We start from the raw sequence: 19379 nt of genomic DNA on the forward strand, positions 1-19379 counted from the left end.
ACCGATGCGCCTCAGGCCCGCCCGCGCCACCGTCGCCGCGCTGACCGCCGTCGCGCTCGCATGCGCCGGCACCCCCGGCCCGGCAGCCGCGGACATCACGCAGAGCCGGTTTGCCGTCCAGCTCACCACGGGCGCGCCGATCGGGTTCCACACCGTGGACGTGAATAAGGGGCGCGTGTCCTGGCTTACCTTCAACCACCCCAACCAAACGGTGCACGTGCTGCAGGATGCGCTGTCTATCGACGCCACCGCCGCCGGCACCCATGTCTCGTACGCCGGCGACGACACCGAGGTCACCGAAGGCGCCGGTGGCTCTGCCGAGACCGTCACGCTTACCCACCGCGACGACCGCGCCCAGGTGGAGATGGTGCGCACCTTCCGCGTCTCGGCGGACTCGGTGGAGGTGGACGTGCAGCTGCGTAACCTGGCGCAGGGCCCGCGCGAGCTGAGCGTGGACTTGGCCCACGGCACCCTGGACAGCGACTTCGCCGTCACCGCCGACCGCGAGGGCGACGCGCTGGACCTGCACATCGGCGAGGCCTACCAGCTGCGCCTGGACCTGGCGGGGGCGCAGCGCATCGGCACCGGCGCCGACCGTGATGCCGCACTGGCGGCCCTCGCCGGCTCGGAAAGCCCGGAAGGCCCGGAAAGCACAGACGCCCGCTACCAGGCCGGCCGCTTCGCCGGCACCGTCGCCCCCGGCGAGTCGCTGCACGCCCGCGCCACGCTCACCGGCACCGCGGACGACCGCCTTAACGACACGGACGGCGACGGCTTCCCCGACGTCTTCGAGGCGCAGGGCTTCACCACCGCCGACGGCACCGAGTTCCCCCTCAACGCGTGGGGCCTGGACCCCAACCGGCCCGACCTGCTCCTCCAGCTCAACTGGATGAAGTCCGAGTGGGAGACGCTCGGCTGCGCAACCCGCCGCACCTATGCGCCCACCCCGGCCGACTTCGCCGCCTTCACCGCCTGCTCGCGCGCGAACACGAACACCTACCGGCCTTCGCGAGCCACCCTGAACCAGCTCGTCGAGGTGTTTGACCGCCAGGGCATCAATTTGCTTGTCGACGCCGGCGCCTACTACACCAACATCCCCGCCTACACCGACTTTCACGGTGGCCCCACTGAGGACTACGCGGAGTACTACTTCGGAGGGGCGTCGACAAGCATGCCCTACGCGGCGAAACTCCTGGTCGAACGCGACCGGCTGCTGGGGGACCGCGCGGGCGTGTTCCGCGTCGGCGTGATCGGCGGGCAGCAGGCGCCCGGTGACCTCTCCTCCGGGACCGGGCTGGTGCGCGACGGCGCGTTCTTCGTGTCCAAAAACGAGCTGATGACGTCGCAGGAGCAGCTGCGCAACAGCATCCTGCACGAATACGGCCATAACCTGGGGCTCACGCACTCGGGCGCGTACAACGTGGCGCACCCGGATTCGGACTACGTGCCCAACTACAGGTCCGTGATGAACTACCTCTACCAGTTCGCCTACTTCGACTACTCGGACACCGAGGCGCGCCCCGACGCCGCCGCGCCGCTGCCGCGCGCCTGTACCGACGGTTCCGTGACCTGCTACGACGGCGACTACGACATTGCGCCGGACTGGGACCACATCGAGCTGGTCAACGGGCGCATCGGCACCACGCAGGGCACCGCCGGCACGAGCACGGCGGGCGGGGAAGAGACGTCGCACCGCGCCGACGTGACCGTGCGCGACCTGGAGAAGCACGCCGCCGAGCACAATAACGGCAAGGCCGGCTTCCGCGTGATCAACGACCCGGACGCGCCCAACGTCATCGTGGCCAACCGCAGCGACTCCACCGTGCGCGTCGAGCTGTCCAACCTGGGCAGTGCGCCGCACCGCTTCCGCGTGCAGGCGTCCTACCCGGGCGGGGAGTGGTCCGACACCGTGCAGGTCGCCTCCGCCCTGTCGAGCGACTCCAAGCGCACCGTCACCGTCCCCATCGCCCAGACCGCCGGTTACCGCGACGCCACCATGCCCATCCAGTTCCGCGTCTACAACGAGGACGGCCGCCTCGTCGCCGACGAGACCCAGGACTTTTCCGTGCTCACCTACACGAAGGCGCAGATGCAGTCGCTTATCGACGAACTCCAGCGCACCCGGTCCCCACTGCTCGCCGACCAGGTCGAGCGCGTGCTTGCCCGCTACCCGGAGGGGATCAACACGTTCAAGGTCAAGGTCGCGGAGAAGGGGCAGTCGCTTGCCGACGACACCGCCCTGCCCACCCCGACCCGCGCGCCGGGCGTCACCGACCTGGCGCCGGCGTCGCCTGTTGAGCCGGCTCCGGCGGCTACTGCTTCGCCTGCGGGCGGTTCGAGCTCGACCGGCATCGCGATCGGCGTGGTCCTTGCGCTGCTCGCGGCGCTGGGGATTGGCGCGGGCGTCGCGGCGCAGGCCGGGCTGCTGTAGCGGTCGGCTGTAGCGCCTACCCCGCCTTGCGCCGCCGCCAGTCCACGCCCGCTTGGGGCCGGGACGAGGTGGCGGGGGTGAGTGGGGCGTCGAGAAGCGACGAATGCTCCTTGAGCTCCAGGATCTGCTGCACGACGCCTGCCTCATCGCGCAGCAGCTCGCGCGGAGTCACGCGCACGACCTCGTAGTGCTGCAGCCGGAGCCAGTTCTCGCGCTCGAGCTGCTCGAGCGCCGCGACCTGGCCGTTCGCCGCGAACTTTGCGTCGCCGTCGACCTCGATGATCAGCTGTCCCCACAGCAGGTCCGGCCGCACGAACTGCCCAATCCACATTTGCTCCGCCACCTCGATCCCGCGCTCGCGTAGCACGACCCGCAGCAGCGACTCGTACGGCGACTGCGACTTCCTCGAGCACCAGGCCAGGGCCTTGCGCGCGTGGGCGATGCCTTGCTTACCGACGAGCCTGTCCACCACCTCCTCCAACTCCGCCAACACCCGGTGGTGGTCCTTGCGTTCCACCTGGTAGAAGAGGGAATCCATCGCCACCACCCCGTGCCGAACCCCGTGGAACCGCGCGATGTCCACCGCCGTCCGCGCCGCTGTGGTGACCTGGACGGTGTCGCGCTCCAAGGTGAAGGCGTAGCGGTCCGCCTCCGGGATGCGCAGGCGCCGATACTGCACCCCTTTCGGCCACGACGCCTTCCCCGGCACCGCCTGCTCCGGGTAGGACAACGTGACAGGCGCGTGCCGGTCGGGCAGGACCCAGATGCCGCTCACCACGGCGGCTGAGCGCCCCACCAGCACGGCAGTCTGCGCCGCCGCGCCAATCGCGTACGTGCGGAGAAACTCCTGTTCGTGGGGCTTGAGCTGCTGCCACACCGATGTGGCGATGAACTTGGTTGCGGACAGCTTCGTGCAGGCGAGCTCGTCTGCACTTCCAGGCCGGATGAGATGGCCGATGAGCGCACGTTTATCCATTGGTGTTCCCCCGATCTGTTGGCGCGATCCCCCCGATCGCCACTAGCTGCCAATGTAGCAGCCGCCGGCTGGCGTGGTGTGGAAACGTGCGGGCTGCGGCCTAGATGACGAAATCACGATGGCGAGGATGCGACGAAACTCTCGTACCCTCGTCACCCTGATCTCGTCAAGTGGCAAGGAAGAGGGGCACCCGGCCCCGCCCGCACCCGGCCCGCCTAGAACCAGGTCGCGGGCCGGACCTTGTTGGCCATGTCCACCAGGGCGAACCGGTGCCGGGCGTAGGGGGCGACGCGGGCCTGTTCCCGCAGCGTGATCGCCAGGCCGCGGCGGAGTCCGCGGAGGCTGAACGTGTACTCGAAGAGCGGCATCGTGGAGTCGGCGCGGCGCAGGTTGTTGGCGCGGAGGTAGGTCAGCGCGGCGCGGAGGACAAACACCTTGATCTGCAGGAAGCGCGGCTCGGTGTTGGGGATCTGGTCCAGGCGGCGGGCGGCGCGGCGGATGCGGGACTCGGTCAGGTCGCGGGAGACGAGGCAGAGGATGGCGGTGAGCTGGGCCATCCGGTTGTGGCGCGACGAGTTGGGCACCTTGTCCAGGGCGGCGACGGCGAGTTCGACCTCGCCTTCGTTCATGAGCTGGCGGGCTAGGCCGAAGGCGGAGGACACCGTGGTCGGGTTGGTCACCCAGACCAGGGCGTAGAGGCGCATGGAGTGGAAGCGCAGCATGGCGGGGTCGTTGGTGATCAGGCCCCACTCCCGGTCCAGGAGGCCGCGGTCGTGGAGGTCCTCGAAGAAGGATTGGTCCACGTCGTCGAGTTTGGAGCGGAGGCCGGCGGAGGCGCGCGCGAGGGCGTCGTTAAGCAATGGCTCCTCGTGGAGGCCGAGGTGTTGGAGCATGAGCTCGTTGACGGCGGCGATGGCGAGCTTGGGGGCGGCCTCGCCGGGGAGGAAGGCGAGGACGCGGGCGAAGTCGCGCTGGGCTGCGGCGTAGTCGCCGAGCAGGGTGTTGACCACGCCGAAGTACCAGTAGAAACGCCAGTTGCCGGCGAGGCGGGAGCTCATGCTGGCCAGCCACGTTTGGGCCTGCTGGGTCAGGCCGAGGTCCAACATGGAGCGGACGACGCCGAACGGGATTTCCAGCGACTGCTGGTACTGGTCCGTCTGCATCGCCTGGCGCAGCGTTTCCAGGGTTTCCTGCGGCTCGGTGTAGGAGGAGCCCTGGAGCATGCCGGCGCCGACGTCGTCGCGGTTGATCAGCGGGGTCGGCAGCGCGGAGACGACTTCCTGGGGCGTGATTTCGACGGTGCGGGTAATGCCGTCGATGAGCTGGTCGGTGCGGAAAACCAGGTGCTTCGTGCCGAAGGTGGTACGTTGCGGCGAGAACTGGGATTGCTGGGCGGGGAAGGTGCGGCCGTCGCGAATTGCCAGGATCTCGCGCAGCACGCCGAGCAACTGCGCCTGCAGCTCTTGGACGGAGCTGTAGCGCTTCGCCGGCTCGGGTTCGCAGCAGCGCATGATCACGCGGTAGAGCGAGATGTAGCGGCGGAACAACGGCTCCTCGGTGGGGGTGGGGATGTGGCGCTTGTACACGCCGTCGACCTGCGGCAACTCCACGACCAGCGCGGCGAGCGTGCGCCCGATGGTGTAGATGTCGGAGTGGACGGACGGCCCCTCCGAGGCCACCTCGGGCGCCTGGAAGCCGCGCGTGCCGTAGATGAAGCCGTAGGCGCCGATGCCGGAGACCGCGCCCAGGTCGATGAGCTTGACCTGATCCTCCGTGACGATGATGTTGTCCGGCTTCAGGTCGTTGTACACCACGCCGCGCGAGTGCAGGTACCCCAGCGCCGGCAGCACCTCGAGCATGTAGCCGATCGCCACGTCGGGCGGCAGCTTGTGGTCGGGCTGCTCGTTGCAGCGCGCGCGGAGCGACGGCCCGCCCACGTACTCCATCACGATGAAGCCGCTGGTCACGCGGGGGTCGTCGATGAAGTTGAAGATCTTCACAATCCCCGGGTGCGTGATGTCCGCCAGGAACTCGCGTTCGGCCTCGGCGGCCGCCGCCTCATCAGCGCTTTTCGACGAGTGCAGCCCCTTCAGCACGACCACCCGCTCCGCCACGTTGTGGTCTTGGGCCAGGTAGATCCAGCCCATGCCGCCGTGGGCAATCACGCCCATGATCTCGTACTGGCCGGCGACGATGTCGCCCGGGTGCAGGGCCGGGGCGGGGATGCCCTTCTCCACCTCCGCGGTGCGCGGGTCTTTGAGCGCCTTCTGCGGCTCGGTCGGCTCGACCCAGGGCAGCTTCACCATGCCGTCAGCGACGGTGCGATCGTCGCGCCGGGTGCCGCGCAGCTCGCGGAATGTGTCCAGCGCCAGCTTGCGCGAGCGCGACGAGGTCTCCTCCTTCACCGATCCTTTGCGCAGGTCGTCGAGGTCTTTGAGCAGGCCGGCCATCTCGCCGAGCCCGGAGAAGTCTGCCTCGTCTTCGTCCTCGTCGTCGGCGAACGGGTCGAACGCCACGGCCTCGGTGCCGGGGTCGGTGTCGTCGGCGAAGGGGTCGAAGGCGACGGCTTCGGTCGCAGGGCCGGCGTCGGTAGGCGGGGCGTCCTCGGGGTCGCGTTTGGGGGTCGGGTCGCTCACTGCTCCTCCTCTTCGCGGTACATCAGGGGCGGCGGAGTGGGCTCGGCCAGCGAGCCGCCGAGCCAGCGGTGGTGCATCGCCGACCACGTGCCGTTGGCGCGGATGCGCTCGATGGTGTGGTTCACGGCCCGGACCAGGTCGTCGTGGCCCTTCTGCACGCCGACGGCGTAGAGCTGCCGGGCCAGCGACTCCGAGACGATCTCGGCGTGGGGGTCCTGAGCGGCCATGCCGGCGAGGATGGCATCGTCGGCAAGCACTGCGTCCGCCTGGAACTGCTGGGTGGCCATGAGGCAGTCCGACCACGATCGGGTGCGCAGGACCTCGGACTCCGGGGCGACGGTGCGCGCGAGGTTGAGCAGGTTGGTGCCGTCGACAATGCAGACGCGCATGCCCGCGAGGTCGTCCAGGCTCTCGATGCCGCGGTCGCGAGGGGCGAGCAGGCGCACGTACGAGATCATGTACGGGGTGGAGAAGGAAACCTTTTGCGTGCGTTCCTTGGTGATGGACATGGTGCGGATCACCACATCCACTGCACCGGATTGCAGCATCTCCGAGCGCGAGGCGGACTCCACGAAGCGGAAGTCGACCTTCTCCGGGTCGCCCAGAATATCGGCCGCGATCTCGCGGGCGAGGTCGACCTCGAAGCCTCGCAAGTCGCCCGCCGACGTATCGCGGTAGGACAGCAGGTACTGCGATTGGTCAATGCCCACGATGAGGCGGTCGCGGTTGCGGATCTGCTCCAGCGAGCCGCCGATGCCGTCCTCCTCGTCGTGGGGACGCAGCGAGCCCTGCCAGTCGAAGTCCGCGGTGGCGAACTCGCCCTCCGGCGCGATCCCGGGCGGGTCCAGGATGGCGCCCGGCGGCAGCGGGAGGCCCTCGTACGTGGGCTCCGGGTCGCTCGGCGGGGTCGGGGAGGGCTTGGGCGCGGGGGCGCAAGCGGACAGGGCGAGCGCGGCGGCGGTGGCGGCGGCGGTGACGCGGCGGGAAGTGTTCACAGGAATTCTCCGATCCTGCGGCGGATACCAATCCAGATGCAGATCACCGCGAGCAGCGACAGGAGCGCGACCGCGCCCGAGACCAGACGGGTCGCGTCGAGGGATGCGGTGATGTACTCGCGCGTGGACACGCGCGACAGCGTGATCAGGTCCTGCAGATCCGCGTCCAGGTCGCGGTACGCCGACGCGCCGACGTCGCCGGCCTTCTCGGCCCCCGGCTCCGTGCCGGTGAGGAGAACCACGGCCTCCTGGTACTGGCCGGCGTCGATAGCGGCGAGGAGGGCGTCGTGGTTGGAGGACCACTCGTTGAGGGACTCGTGGGCGGAGGCGATCGTTTCCTCGGCCGCGACCGGGCCGTCCTGCGCTTCCACGCCCCGCGCGTTGCGCAGCGCGGGCGTGTCGCGCGCGTCCAGCGCGTTCTCCGCGGCGCCGAGCGCGTCCTTCACCCGCTGGTGCGTCGAGTCAAAGGAGCGCGAGGACTGTGCCACGGACTGCCGCCGCAGCAGCGCGAACGTTTCGTCGGTGCGGGCCTCTTGGGCGTCGATACGCGCGGCCGTCAGCTGCTCCCACGGTTCCGCCGCCCGCGCGAAGCCGACCACGCCCGCCTGCCACAGCTGCAGGTTGGACACGACCACCCACAGGATCGCCACCACCATGGACGCGGTGGCGACGAGGAAGCCGCGGTTGAGGCGGCGCCGGAACGTGCGCCACAGCCACCACTGCGCCAGGAGCAGGAAGAACAGGGCTGCGAAAAGCCCCGACAGCGGCACGAGCTGGGGCGCGGACAGCCGGGCCATCTCGCGGGCGACCTGGCGTTGCGTGAGTTTGTAGAGGCGGTCGGCGTCGCTAAGCATGTGCTCGCGCATGATGCCTGAGGCCTCGGACATGTACGCGACGCCCACCGGGTTGCCCATCCGCTGGTTCACCAGCGCGCGCTCCATCAGCGCGGAGTAGAGGGGGATCTGGCGCTGGATGGAGGTGACCAGGCGCTCGATCTCCGCGCCGTCCTGCCCGTTCTCCGTCTCCACCGAGCCGCGGAAGACGTCGTTGGAGGCGGAGACCGCGCGGTCCAGCGAGCCCAGGTACAGGTCCATTTCCTCTTGCGTGAGCATGCCCGGCTGAACAAAGCCGGTGGTGGCGACGGTGTCTGCCTGCGACAGCGAGGTGAACAGCAGGTGCGCCGAGTTACTCATCGGCTCCGTGGCCGTGACCAGGGTGTCCAGCGAGTCCTGCCGCTTGGACATGGAGCTACTCATCGCCGCGCCGGCCGCCAGTAGGGCGAGCGTGAGCACCAGCATCATCGCGATGAGCTTGCCGGGCGTGGTGGCGAGGAAGCTCGCGCTGCGCCGGGCCATGCGTGCCGGGCCGGTGGCGTAGTCGCGCACGATCGCGCCGAACGTGCGGCGGGTGGGGACGCGCTCGAGCTCGTCCAGCCACGCGTCATCAGACGTCGGCGCGGCCCCGTCCTGGGCCGTGCCGGGCAGCTGCACGTTGTGGCTCATTCCCCAAGAATAACGTGTCTGTCTACAGTGGGGGCATGCTTGGCGACGGAAACGGATGGGTCATCGGACCCCACGGTGAAAAGTACTGGGGCAAATTCGGGGCGGCTGGCCTCTTCCTGCAGGCAGGCGACGCAATCCTGATGCAGCACCGTGCCGCATGGACCGCGCAGGGCGACACGTGGGGCATCCCCGGTGGCGCGCGCGATTCGCACGAAACCGCCAGCGAGGCCGCGCTGCGCGAAACGGTGGAGGAGTGCGGCATCGACCCGGACCGCGTGCGCCCGCTCGAGGAAGTGGTCACGTTCGAGGTCCCCGGCTGGGCGTACACCACCGTCATCGCGCGCACCGACGACGGCGCCCAGCTGCCGGTCACGGCGAACGAGGAGAGCGAGGAGCTGCGCTGGGTTCCGCTGGGCGCGCTGCGCGAGCTGCCCCTCCACCCGGGGTTCGCTGCCGCGCTGGATCGCCTTATCGGGCATACTGAACCGCATGATTAAAGTACAGGGACTGACCAAGCATTACGGTCCGGTCCGGGCCGTCGATGACCTCACCTTCACCGTCAAACCTGGCGTGGTCACCGGCTTTCTCGGCCCAAACGGATCGGGCAAGTCGACGACGATGCGGATGATCCTCGGCCTGGACACGCCGACCGCGGGCAGTGCGCTTATCGACGACACGTTGTACCAGCACCTCCCCAACCCCACCCACCGCGTGGGCGCTTTGCTGGACGCGAAGGGCATCCACCCGAACCGCTCGGCGCGCAACGCGCTGTTCTGGCAGGCGCAGGCGGCGGGGCTGTCGAAGCAGCGCGTCGACGAGGTCCTCGGACTGGTCGGCCTGACCGACGTGGCGGACAAGAAGGTCCGCGGCTTCTCGCTCGGCATGGGCCAGCGCCTGGGCATCGCGGCCGCACTGCTGGGCGACCCCGAGTACCTCATCCTTGACGAGCCGGTCAACGGCCTCGACCCCGAAGGCATCCGCTGGGTCCGCAGCCTGCTGCGCCGGCTTGCCGACGAGGGGCGCACCATCCTCGTGTCCTCGCACATCCTGTCCGAAATGGCGCAGACCGCCGACAACCTGGTGGTCATCGGCCGCGGCCGGCTGGTGGCGGACACGTCGGTGCACGAGTTCATCGCGTCGAACTCCAACGTCACCACCGTCGTGCGCACCGCCACCGTCGCGGACATGAAGGGCCTGAGCGCCGCAATCGGCCAGGCCGGTGCGCGGGTGCAGCGTGGCGCGGATAGTGCGCAGCGCGAAGTGCTGGAAATCCCCGACCTGACCAGCGACGAGGTCGGCCGCATCGCCCACGAGGCGGGCGTGCAGCTGGCGGAGCTGACGCAGCGCCACGCCTCGCTGGAGGACGCGTACATGCACTCGACCATGGACAAGGCCCAATACGTCGCACCGGAGGGAAATCGTGCTTAATCTGATCAACGCCGAATGGACCAAGCTGCGCACCACCGCGTCGTTCTACGCGTGCACGATCGTGGCGCTCGTGCTCTCGCTGCTCAACGCCGCGCTCACCGGCTGGATCTACAACACGATGTCGTTCCCGAAGCCATTGACGACGGCAGCCGTCATCACCGTCGTACTCTCCATGTACACGCTGGTGCAGACCTCAATGATGGTGACCACGGAATACCGGTTCGGCATGGCCGCCACCAACTTCCGGGTCGCGCCGAAGCGCTGGCAGCTCGCCCTGGCCAAGCTGATTCTTGGCGCGGTGCTCGTCGCCGTGGTGTCGTTGGTGAGCCTCGTCCTCGGCTTCGCGGTGGCGGACCTGGTGGACAACAACCCGGTCGGCTGGGCCAGCAACTCGTTCGTGCACCGGGCGCTGTGGGCTGTCCCGCTTGGCGAGGCACTCCTCGCCGTCCTCGTCCAAGGCGTCGGCTGGCTGCTCCGCAACACTGCGGTCACGGTCTGCGCCGGGCTGCTCATGATGCTGCTTGTGGAGCGAGTCCTGCCCGTCATCCCCAAGATCGGCGAGCACGTCGACCGGTTCCTGCCGTTCAAGGACCTCAACGCGTTCATGCTCAACCAAAAGGCGCCGAACGACGACCCACTCGTCTCCCTCGGCATCTTCGTCGTCTGGGCCCTCGTCGCCTGGGTGGCCGGCGTGGTGCTGCTGCACAAGCGCGACGCGTAAACGTTTGGTTTTTGTGCCCCTGGGCAGCCGGTTGCGGCTGGTCGGGGGCTTTTTTGGTGAGGTCTTGCGGGGTGGGCGTGAGAGATTTCTGCGCTGCGTGGTTGGGGCGTGGCGTTTCCCCAGGCCAGGGCGGTTTAGATAGGCAAGCTATGGGAAATTTTGCGCATTCTCGTCATCCTGGGGCGTGAGTTGCTGCAGCTGAGGTGGCGATTCGGGGGTCGAGTGAGAGATTTCCCCGGGCCGAGGCATGGGAGCGACGTTTCCCCAGGTCGCGACGAATTGGGTAGGCGGCTAGCTGGAAATTTTACGCATTCTCGTCATCCAGCGCCCCGCCTACTGCAGCGCGGAGGTCAGCTTCATCACGTTGTCCACGTAGCGGCGGTACCAGGGCCGGCGGTTCCAGCGCTCCGGGGTGAGTTCGCTGGAGACGGACAGGTAGGTGTCGGCAAGACGGTGCAGGTCGCGGAGGAGGGTGCCCTCGGCGACGAAGAGGCTGGACTCGTAGTTGAGGGAGAAGGAGCGGATGTCCATGTTGGAGGAACCAACGATGGCCACCGGCCGCCCACCCCCAGAACCAGACCCACCCCCAGAACCAGACCCAACCCCCGGATCCGCCAGCGCGAATTTGGTGTGCAAGACATAAGGGGCGGGGAACTCCCAGATGTGCACGCCGGCGTCTAGAAGCTGCTCGTAGTAGGAGGATTGGGCGTGGTTGACCATGAACTGGTCGGCCTTTTCGCCGACGAGGAGGTCGACGCGGATGCCTCGATAGCAGGCGGTGGTTACCGCTTCTAGGAGGGATTCGTCGGGGACGAAGTAGGGGGAGCAGAGGATGAGGCGCTCGCTGGCGTGGTGGATGAGGGAGTTGAAGCTGCGCAGGTTGGGCTCGGTCTGGTAGCCGGGGCCGGAGGGGAGGAGCTGCACTAGGTTGACGTCCTCGCCGTGGGGGCTGGGGAGGGCCGCGGCGGTGTGGAGGTCGATGAGCTCGCCGGATTCGGTGTACCAGTCGACGGCGAAGAGTGACTCCATGGAGGCGACGATGGGCCCCTCGAGCTCGATGAAGGTGTCCACCCACTGGCGTCCGGCGCGGCGGTGGTTGGGCATGAGGTAGCCGCGGTCGATGAGGTTGAGGGAGCCGATGAAGCCGACGCGGCCGTCGATGACCAGGAGCTTGCGGTGGTTGCGCAGGTCGGGGCGCCGGAAGCGGCCGCGCAGCAGGTTGAGGGGCAGCATGAGGTGCCAGTCGATGCCTGCGTTGGTGAGCCGGCGCTTCAGGGTCCGGAAGTGCGGGTACTTCATGGAGCCGATGTGGTCGAACAGGAGGCGGACGTGGACGCCGCGCTGCACGGCCCGCTCCATCGCCTCGAAGACGGGGCCGGTGGTCTGGTCCCACGCCACGGCGTAGATTTCGACGTCGACGTAGGAGGTGGCGGCGTCGATAAGCGTTGCAAGGCGGCGCATGACTAATTCGTAGTCGGTCCAGGTGTGGCGGACGCGGCTGTATTCGGCGGGAAAGCCAGTGAGCTCGCGGTTGAGTCGGATCATTGATGCCACGTCGGGGGCCAGGCGAGCGTCGACGGGGTGGTCGGGCGTGCGCGTGTAGATGTCGTTGAGCGCGGCGGTGGCGCGCTGCTGGATGCGGTGGCGGCGGCGCGAGACCAATGTCGAGCCCATCAGCAGGTAGAGGGGCAGGCCGACGATGGGCAGCAGGAGGATGAGCAGCAGCCACGCGTTGGCGGACGCCGGGCGCCGGTTCTCCGGCACGATGCCGATCATGACGAACTTGATCGCGTAGTCAATGGTCATGGCAACGAGCTGCCAGACCGATAGGTCGAACGAGAACGTCATCGCACTTGGTCGATGTCCAGGCCGTGCGTGTCGTAATCCACGATCACGGGCGCGTGGTCCGAGGCACCGGTGCCGCGGCGCTCGTCCACGTCCACCCAGGCGCGGGTCGCCTTCGCCGCGAGCGGCGCGGTGGCCAGCTGGAAGTCAATGAGCATCCCCTCGTTGCGCGGGAAGCGGCCGGACTTGTAGTCCCAGAACGAGTAGAGGTCGTCGTGCGTGATCTGGGTCAGCCCCGTCTCCTCCAGCATCTGGAACGCGGCGCGCTCCGGCTCCGTGACGTGCGTTTTGCCGTCGAACCAGTCGATGTCCCACACGTTTTCGTCGCGGGGCGCGATGTTGAAGTCGCCGGTGAGTACCTGCAGGTCGCCGGGCCGCACCGTGTCCTGCAGCGAGTAGAGGAACTGCAGCTTGTAGTCGTAGTGCGGGTCGCCGATTTCGCGGCCGTTCGGCACGTACAGGCTCCACACCTCGACGCCGCCGCAGTCCGCGCCGACGGCCCGCGCCTCCAGCTCCGGCTCGCCCTTCTTGGCAAAGCGGGGCTGCCGCTCGAAGTGGTCGCGCACGTGCTCGAGCCCGATCCGCGAGGCGATCGCCACCCCGTTCCACTGGTTGTGCCCCACGTGCGCGACCTCGTAGCCCGCCGCCTGAAACGTGGAGTAGGGGAACTTGGCGTCCGCTGTCTTCGTCTCCTGCATGGTCAGCACGTCCACGTCCTGCCGCTCGAGGAATGCAGCGATGCGATCGGCGCGCGTCCGCACCGAGTTGACGTTCCAAGTGGCAATTCGCATGCTCACCACCTTAGCGTTTTCGGGGCAGTGCTTATCGACGCCACGTCACCCCCACCCGACTCACCCCAACAACCGGGCGTACCGGTGCCGGTGGTGTTCCAGGAACCCCAGCTTGTGGTACATCGCCAGCGCAGCCGTGTTGCTCACGCGGGCCTGCAGGTAGGCGCGCTCGGCGCCCTGTTGCGCGCCCCACGCGAGCAGCTGCCGGGTGAGCTGGGTGCCCAGGCCCTGGCGGCGGCAGTCCTCGGCGACCTCCACGGCGGAGTAGCCGAGCCAGGTGCGCCCGTCGTCGGACTCCGTAAGCGTCGCGCGGGTGACGGCGACGGTTCGCCCGCCCCGCTCGAGCCGGGCGAAGGCGATGCGGCCCTCGATGTGCGACGCCAGGTCGAGCACCGCGTCCTCCGGCAGCGCGGCGCCCCGGAAGTGGTACATGGCGAGCCAGTCGGCGTCGGGCGTGTCGTCGACGCGGAAGTCAGCGCCCGCGGGTTCGGCGGGGTCGTCCTCGCACGGCGCCGTCATGACCAGGATTTCCTCGCCAAGCTCCCACCGGTCCGGGTGTCCCTCGATGAGGCGCAGCGCCGGTTTGCCGATGCGCTCCGGCACCAGCAGCTGCACCGGCATGTCACGCTCGGCGTAGAACTCGCGGAGCGCGTCGAGCGGGACCGGCTGCAGGGAGGCGGAGTGGCCGATGGGGGCGGCGGAGTTGGACCGCTCGGCGATTTCGGCTCCGGAGCGGGCGAGCCAGCCGTCGATAAGCTGCTGCTCTTGGCCCGGAAATGCGCGCGCGGTGGCGGTTTCGATCGCGCGGATGTCGGAGTTGCGGACGGTGCGCGGCGACAGTTTCTTGATGATGTGGACGTCCCGAATCTCCACCGCGTCCTTGAACGACGGGAAACCGCCGACCTCCTGCGGGCGGATGACCAGCGGGGTGAGGCTGAGGACGTGGCCGATGACGTCGCTGGCCATCTCGCCGCGGCGCTGGCGCACGACCACGCGGTCGCCGACGGCCACCTCGTCGGAGCGGAAGATGCGCGACATTACGCCGGACGGCGCACGAGGAACACGCCACCTGCCGTGAGCAGCAGTGCCAGCACGATCAGGTTGAGCATCGGCGTGCCGGTCTCGGCGAGGTCGCCCTCGCGCTCGTCCTCCTCGGTGGTGGTGGAGGAGGAGCGGGTGCTGCTGGTCGTGCGCGTGGTGGTCGACGACTTGGTGGACGAGCTCGCCGACGTCGTGCGGTTGTGCAGGATCGCGGTCGCCGAGGTGCTCTCGGATGTGCTGCTCGAGGAGCTCGTTGTGCTCGACGCGGTCCCCGTGGTCGTCTCCGCCGGCGAGCTGGTGGAGGTGCTGGTGGACGTGCTGGTGGTGCTCGACTCGTTGGAGGTGGAGGACGAGGTCGTCTCGTCGTCCTCTTCGTCGCTGTCCGCGAGCACGTTCGCGCGGTACCGCACGTTGGGCTCCCCGGTCGCTTCGGTCGCTTCCGGCTCTTTCGGCTCAGCGCTCACGCTTGTCGACGCTTCCGTCGACCCCGCTACCGTCGTCGGCTCCTCCGCGCGTTTCACCTCGGTGGTGGCGTGGGCGGATTCCGGCGCACAGTCGAAAGCGATGCGCTTGTCGCCCTGCTCGGAGCGCTCGACCGCGTCCATGGCGGTCGTGCCCAGCAGGCCGCCCAGGCCGGTGTCGCCGGCGACGAGGCCGGGGAGGCAGACCGCTTCGTCGTCGCCGAGCACCTCGGTGCGTAGCTCGCGGACCGTCTTGCGGTCCTCCTTGATGGCGTCCGCCGCCTCGGTGAAGGCTTCTTTGTCTTCCTTGCTCAGGGGCGTGCCGGACTCCTCGGCCTCCTGCTCTGCGTCCTGGCGCAGTTCGCGCAGGTCATCGGCGGCGTCGATGAGGTCGGTGCGCCACTCCTTCAGGGTCGCGCGGTAGGCGTCCTGGGCCTCGACCAGCGCTTCGTCGTCACCGGATTCCTTGGCGGCGTCGATGTCCTCCTGCTGGGTCTCGAGGGTTTCGGAGTGGGAGTTGTGGGACGCGGTGACGTCGATAAGCAACTGCTCCAGCGGCTCCTCGGCCGATGCGAACGGCGCGGCGGCGAGCACAATCGTGCCTGCGGCGATGGCGGCGGTGGTACGCATAAGTTCCTTCCCTCTTGGGCTAGTGGCCGAACGGGTCCTCGTCGGTGCCCGGCAGCCACGTGTTGCCCGGTTCGGTCCAACCATTGGCCTTGATCGCGCGCTTGGCCTCGCGCTTGTAGCGGCCGGTCAGTACGTCGGTGTACACCTTACCGTCAAGGTGGCCCACCTCGTGCTGCAAACAGCGGGCGAAGAACCCGGTGCCCTCAATCGCAATCTCGTTGCCGTGCTCGTCCAGGCCCGTGACCTTGGCCCAGTCCGCGCGGCCGGTGGGGAAGCCCTCGCCGGGGACGGAGAGGCAGCCCTCGTCATCTTCGCCGTCGTCGCGCGGCATGGTCTTGGGGATCTCGCTGGTCTCCAACACCGGGTTGATCACTGTGCCGCGGCGCATCTCGTCGCCGTCCGGGCAGTGGTACACAAACAGGCGCAGGTCAACGCCTACCTGGTTCGCGGCCAGGCCGACGCCGTGCGCGGCGTCCATCGTCTCGTGCATATCGGCGATGAGCTCCTGCAGCTCCTCCACGGGCTGCTCCACCTTGCGGGTCGGGTTGTGCAGGACAGGGTCGCCGTAAATCACGATGGGTCGAATCGTCATGCCTACTATATTAAGCATGCTCTCGACGCTTTCCGATTCCGACCGCGAACTCCTCGACTTCGAAGCTCACGCGCCCCGCAGCCTGGGCGCGAAGGAGGAAGCGATCCGGCGAGAGCTCGGGCTGAATCCCACCCGGTACTACCAGCGGTTGAACCTGCTGTTGGAGTCGCCCGAGGCGCTCGCGTACGCGCCGCAGCTGGTCCGGAGGCTGCGCGCGGTGCGGGAGGCGCGCGAGATTGGGTAGCGTTTTGCGCTTGACGACGATCAGCGTTCGGCGTGTCACACGCGCACCTCTGCCTCAAGTATGGCTTGAGGGTTTAGAGTGGCGCATGTGAATACTGTGAACCCTGGTGATGGACATCGCGGACGAGACGAGTTCCCGCGCGAACGTGACGACTACCGTGGCGCCCACCGGCGCGCCGACGAGCCGGAAGAATACGGTGACGGCTACGCCGACGACAGGTACGTAGACGACCGCTACGCCGACGACAGGTACTACGACACAGCGTACGAGGATGCGGAGTACGTAGAGGCGGAGCCGGTCGAGGCCGAGCTGGTTGACGAGGAAGAGGAGCGCCGCGGGGCGCTGGGCGGATCCACCGTGGCCACGGCCGGCGCTGCGGGCGCAGCTGGTGCGGGTGCAGCTGGTTCGCGCGACTGGTTCGCGCGACGCCGCGGCAGCGGGGCTCCCGAAGCGCGGCCTCGGCATGATCCTGCTTGCAGTCGGCGTGCTGCTCGCGCTGTGGGCCGTGTTTGCGCTGAACAAGGGCGACGACTCCCCGAGCAACACCGCTGAAGAGACCCAGAGCAGCCAGGCGAGCGACGCCGCGCAGCCCAACGGCGCGGGCGAGAACGGTGCCAACAACGGCGCGGCCGCACCGGCGCCGGGCCAGGAAAACGCGGGCCAGGACGGCGACGCGCAGAACCCGGACACCAACAACTCGGATGCGCAGAACCCGGACTTCAACAACCCGGACACCAACAACCCGGACGCCAACGCGAATGGCGATGCCGGCGAGGCCGCCCCCGCTGCGCCCGCTGCTCCCGCTAACAACCCGGCCACCCCGGGCCTGACGGCGCAGGACGCGCAGGTCTACGTCTTTAACAACTCGGGCGTGCCGGAGCTGGCCAACAAGACGGCCGGCGAGCTGGGCGGCCAGTACCACGTGGCCAACCAGTCGCAGGACCCGGCGGCGATGAATATGCCGGAGCAGACGTTCGGCGTGTTCCCGGAGACGTACGTGTTCTATAACCCGCAGGTGGCGGGGGCGGACCAGGTGGCGGCCGATGTGGCGCAGCGCGTCGGCGGCACGCCGCGTGCGAACAACGACCTGCCGGATGGGGAGACCCAGCTGCCGTCGGAGGCCATCCAGAACCGCAACGCGATTACGGTTGTGCTTGCGGGGCGGTAACGGGGGCGTCGATAAGCAATTGCCCTGAAACAAATTGACGAAGTTTCGGGGCACCCCGACTTACACTTGACCACATGGATCCTTATCGCGATTTTGCTCGATCCGCGGAGCCCACGCTGGGCGTGGAGTGGGAGATTTGCGTCGTCGACCCCGAGACGCGCGACCTCGTTCCGCAAGCCGAAAAGGTCATTGAGCAGGTGGAACGCGAGCACCCGGGGACCCGGCTGGAGCGCGAGTTCCTGCAAAACACCATCGAGCTGGTCACCCCGATCTGCCGCAATACTCGCGAGGCGATGGGCGCGCTCAACGCCGACCTGGGCAAGGTCCGCAGCGCCGCGGAGCAGCAGGGCCTCCGGCTGTGGGCCAGCGGCGGCCACCCGTTCTCGGACTTCCGCGAGCAGCCGCTCAGCCCCAAGCTGACGTACCAGGAGATCATTAACCGCACGCAGTATTGGGGGCAGCAAATGCTGCTCTGGGGCGTGCACTGCCACGTAGGCATCAGCCACGAGGACCGCGTGTGGCCCATCATCAACGCGATCATGGCGCACTACCCGCACTTGCTGGCTATCTCCGCGTCGAGCCCGGGGTGGGACGGCATTGACACCGGCTACGCCTCAAACCGCACCATGCTCTACCAGCAGCTTCCCACCGCGGGCATGCCGTACCAGTTCCGCGACTGGGACGAGTGGGTCGGCTTCATGCGTGACCAGCAGACCTCCGGCGTGATCAGCCATACGGGAAGCATGCACTTCGACGTCCGCCCGGCCGCCAAGTGGGGCACGATCGAGGTGCGCATTAGCGACGCCCCCTCGAACCTCCGCGAACTCGCCGGAATCGTCGCCCTCACGCACTGCCTCGTGGTGTACTACGACAGGAAGCTGTCCGCAGGCGAAGCGCTGCCGACGCTGCAGCCCTGGCACGTCGCCGAAAACAAGTGGCGCGGCGCCCGCTACGGCATGGAGGCGCTCGTGATTACCAGCCGCGACACCGACGAGCGCTGGGTAAAGGATGAGCTGCGCGACATGCTCGTGGAGCTCGCACCCATCGCGGAGGAGCTTGACTGCGTGGAGGAGCTGGAGCTCGTGCGCGAGATTTTGCGCGACGGGGCGGCCTACCAACGGCAGCGGAAAATCTACGAGGCGACCGGGGACTGGAAGCGCGTGGTGGACGCGACCTGCGACGAGATGCAGGAGATGCAGCCGCCCCGGTAGTCCAAGGCGGCGACCTGCCACCGGCGAGCTCTAGTCCGCGGGCGCGTCCGGGTTGACGCGGCGCGGGTGGTAGGCGGCGGGCCGATCGTTGCGGGTGAGCTGGTCCTCGGAACCGTAGAGCCCTTCGCGCCTGGCCACGCGGCCGAGGCGCTGCGCGGTGACCGGGTTGGTCATCAGCGCGAATAGGACCAGGAGCACCAGGATGCCCAGGTCACCGCGCTCGTGCACGGAGAAGCTGGGGGAGCTGACCAGCCGGATGATGGTGCCCACGAACATGAGCAGGAGACCGGTGGTTTGCGGCTTGGTAATCGCGTGGACCCGGGCCAGGGTGGAGCCGAACCGGACGGCGCCGACCGCCGCCGAGAACACCATGAAGGATCCGGGGAGGATGAAGAGGAGGGAGATGGCGTCGAAAAGCATTGCCCAATTCACAGCGAACCATCCCTCTTGCGGAAGCGGGCGACGGAGATGGAGGCGATGAAGCCGAGCAGCGCGATGACCATCATGACGTTGACCACCGTGGTATCCAGCGTCCAGCACACGTAGAGGGCGAGGGCGCACTGGAGGGAGGCGGTGATGGCGTCGTTGCCCAGCAGACGGTCCATGGAGTCGGGGCCGACGATGACGCGCCAGGCCAGCAGCAGGAAGCCGACGGCGATGAAGACGGCGGCGATGCAGAGGAAGACGTTGTACAGGGTTGGGTCCAT

General features: G+C 68.2%; 19 protein-coding genes. 8 read left to right on the forward strand and 11 right to left on the reverse strand.

Annotated elements, in window-relative coordinates:
- The first annotated feature begins 4 nt into the window (after positions 1–4).
- Positions 5–2431 (forward strand): hypothetical protein, encoded by a 2427-nt coding sequence (locus CKJ84_RS08680; protein WP_095546676.1) that lies wholly within the window; start codon positions 5–7, stop codon positions 2429–2431.
- A gap of 16 nt (positions 2432–2447) precedes the next feature.
- On the opposite strand, the gene CKJ84_RS08685 is transcribed toward CKJ84_RS08680, so the two are convergent.
- From CKJ84_RS08685 to CKJ84_RS08700, 4 genes are all read right to left on the reverse strand, one after another.
- The gene (locus CKJ84_RS08685; protein ID WP_095546677.1) at positions 2448–3407 is read right to left on the reverse strand and encodes an endonuclease domain-containing protein; all 960 of its coding nucleotides are present in this window, start codon (positions 3405–3407) and stop codon (positions 2448–2450) included.
- 215 nt (positions 3408–3622) lie between these two features.
- Positions 3623–6043, reverse strand: a complete 2421-nt coding sequence (locus tag CKJ84_RS08690; protein WP_233125621.1) for a serine/threonine protein kinase — start codon at positions 6041–6043, stop codon at positions 3623–3625.
- Positions 6040–7038 carry a glutamate ABC transporter substrate-binding protein gene (locus tag CKJ84_RS08695; protein ID WP_095536330.1) on the reverse strand — a complete coding sequence of 333 codons (999 nt, stop codon included), beginning with the start codon at positions 7036–7038 and terminating at the stop codon, positions 6040–6042. The genes CKJ84_RS08690 and CKJ84_RS08695 overlap by 4 nt, the downstream gene beginning before the upstream one ends.
- Complete coding sequence (locus CKJ84_RS08700; protein WP_095546679.1) at positions 7035–8540, reverse strand: hypothetical protein; 1506 nt, start codon at positions 8538–8540, stop codon at positions 7035–7037. The genes CKJ84_RS08695 and CKJ84_RS08700 overlap by 4 nt, the downstream gene beginning before the upstream one ends.
- Before the next feature lie 35 nt (positions 8541–8575).
- Here CKJ84_RS08700 and CKJ84_RS08705 point away from each other — a divergent pair, with 35 nt between their 5' ends.
- Genes CKJ84_RS08705 through CKJ84_RS08715 form a run of 3 tightly spaced genes read left to right on the forward strand, consistent with a single transcriptional unit; the run spans position 8576 to position 10689 of the window.
- The gene (locus CKJ84_RS08705; RefSeq protein ID WP_095546680.1) at positions 8576–9037 is read left to right on the forward strand and encodes an NUDIX domain-containing protein; all 462 of its coding nucleotides are present in this window, start codon (positions 8576–8578) and stop codon (positions 9035–9037) included.
- Positions 9030–9968 carry an ABC transporter ATP-binding protein gene (locus CKJ84_RS08710; protein ID WP_095546681.1) on the forward strand — a complete coding sequence of 313 codons (939 nt, stop codon included), beginning with the start codon at positions 9030–9032 and terminating at the stop codon, positions 9966–9968. The genes CKJ84_RS08705 and CKJ84_RS08710 overlap by 8 nt, the downstream gene beginning before the upstream one ends.
- On the forward strand, positions 9961–10689 hold the full coding sequence (locus CKJ84_RS08715; RefSeq protein ID WP_158221688.1) for an ABC transporter permease: 729 nt from the start codon (positions 9961–9963) through the stop codon (positions 10687–10689). The genes CKJ84_RS08710 and CKJ84_RS08715 overlap by 8 nt, the downstream gene beginning before the upstream one ends.
- Positions 10690–11022: 333 nt before the next feature.
- Here the strand turns inward: CKJ84_RS08715 and cls are convergent, their stop codons facing one another.
- Genes cls through CKJ84_RS08740 form a run of 5 tightly spaced genes read right to left on the reverse strand, consistent with a single transcriptional unit; the run spans position 11023 to position 16049 of the window.
- Positions 11023–12537: a cardiolipin synthase gene (cls, locus tag CKJ84_RS08720; RefSeq protein WP_095546683.1), complete on the reverse strand. Its 1515-nt coding sequence runs from the start codon at positions 12535–12537 to the stop codon at positions 11023–11025.
- Positions 12534–13325, reverse strand: a complete 792-nt coding sequence (locus tag CKJ84_RS08725; protein WP_095546684.1) for an exodeoxyribonuclease III — start codon at positions 13323–13325, stop codon at positions 12534–12536. Before CKJ84_RS08725 ends, cls begins: the two co-directional genes overlap by 4 nt.
- A 60-nt stretch (positions 13326–13385) precedes the next feature.
- Complete coding sequence (locus tag CKJ84_RS08730; RefSeq protein ID WP_095546685.1) at positions 13386–14363, reverse strand: GNAT family N-acetyltransferase; 978 nt, start codon at positions 14361–14363, stop codon at positions 13386–13388.
- The gene (locus CKJ84_RS08735) at positions 14363–15457 is read right to left on the reverse strand and encodes a hypothetical protein (RefSeq protein ID WP_095546686.1); all 1095 of its coding nucleotides are present in this window, start codon (positions 15455–15457) and stop codon (positions 14363–14365) included. The genes CKJ84_RS08730 and CKJ84_RS08735 overlap by 1 nt, the downstream gene beginning before the upstream one ends.
- 19 nt (positions 15458–15476) lie before the next feature.
- Positions 15477–16049 (reverse strand): peptide deformylase, encoded by a 573-nt coding sequence (locus CKJ84_RS08740; protein ID WP_207758789.1) that lies wholly within the window; start codon positions 16047–16049, stop codon positions 15477–15479.
- 16 nt (positions 16050–16065) lie between these two features.
- On the opposite strand from CKJ84_RS08740, the gene CKJ84_RS08745 reads away from it, so the two are divergent.
- From CKJ84_RS08745 to CKJ84_RS08755, 4 genes are all read left to right on the forward strand, one after another.
- Positions 16066–16293, forward strand: coding sequence for a DUF3263 domain-containing protein (locus CKJ84_RS08745; RefSeq protein ID WP_233125623.1), 228 nt, complete (start codon positions 16066–16068; stop codon positions 16291–16293).
- 87 nt (positions 16294–16380) lie between these two features.
- Positions 16381–16845 carry a hypothetical protein gene (locus tag CKJ84_RS12080; RefSeq protein ID WP_143340348.1) on the forward strand — a complete coding sequence of 155 codons (465 nt, stop codon included), beginning with the start codon at positions 16381–16383 and terminating at the stop codon, positions 16843–16845.
- The gene (locus tag CKJ84_RS08750) at positions 16757–17461 is read left to right on the forward strand and encodes a LytR C-terminal domain-containing protein (RefSeq protein ID WP_143340349.1); all 705 of its coding nucleotides are present in this window, start codon (positions 16757–16759) and stop codon (positions 17459–17461) included. Before CKJ84_RS12080 ends, CKJ84_RS08750 begins: the two co-directional genes overlap by 89 nt.
- Before the next feature lie 74 nt (positions 17462–17535).
- A complete protein-coding gene (locus CKJ84_RS08755; protein ID WP_095546688.1) occupies positions 17536–18672 on the forward strand; it encodes a glutamate--cysteine ligase in 1137 nt (378 codons plus the stop codon).
- 30 nt (positions 18673–18702) lie between these two features.
- On the opposite strand, the gene CKJ84_RS08760 is transcribed toward CKJ84_RS08755, so the two are convergent.
- Together CKJ84_RS08760 and CKJ84_RS08765 are read right to left on the reverse strand one after the other, a co-directional pair.
- Positions 18703–19104, reverse strand: coding sequence for a monovalent cation/H(+) antiporter subunit G (locus tag CKJ84_RS08760; RefSeq protein ID WP_095275617.1), 402 nt, complete (start codon positions 19102–19104; stop codon positions 18703–18705).
- Complete coding sequence (locus CKJ84_RS08765; RefSeq protein WP_095275616.1) at positions 19101–19379, reverse strand: monovalent cation/H+ antiporter complex subunit F; 279 nt, start codon at positions 19377–19379, stop codon at positions 19101–19103. The genes CKJ84_RS08760 and CKJ84_RS08765 overlap by 4 nt, the downstream gene beginning before the upstream one ends.

The organism is Corynebacterium sp. NML 120412 (assembly GCF_002285155.1).
GTDB classification, from domain to species: domain Bacteria; phylum Actinomycetota; class Actinomycetes; order Mycobacteriales; family Mycobacteriaceae; genus Corynebacterium; species Corynebacterium gottingense.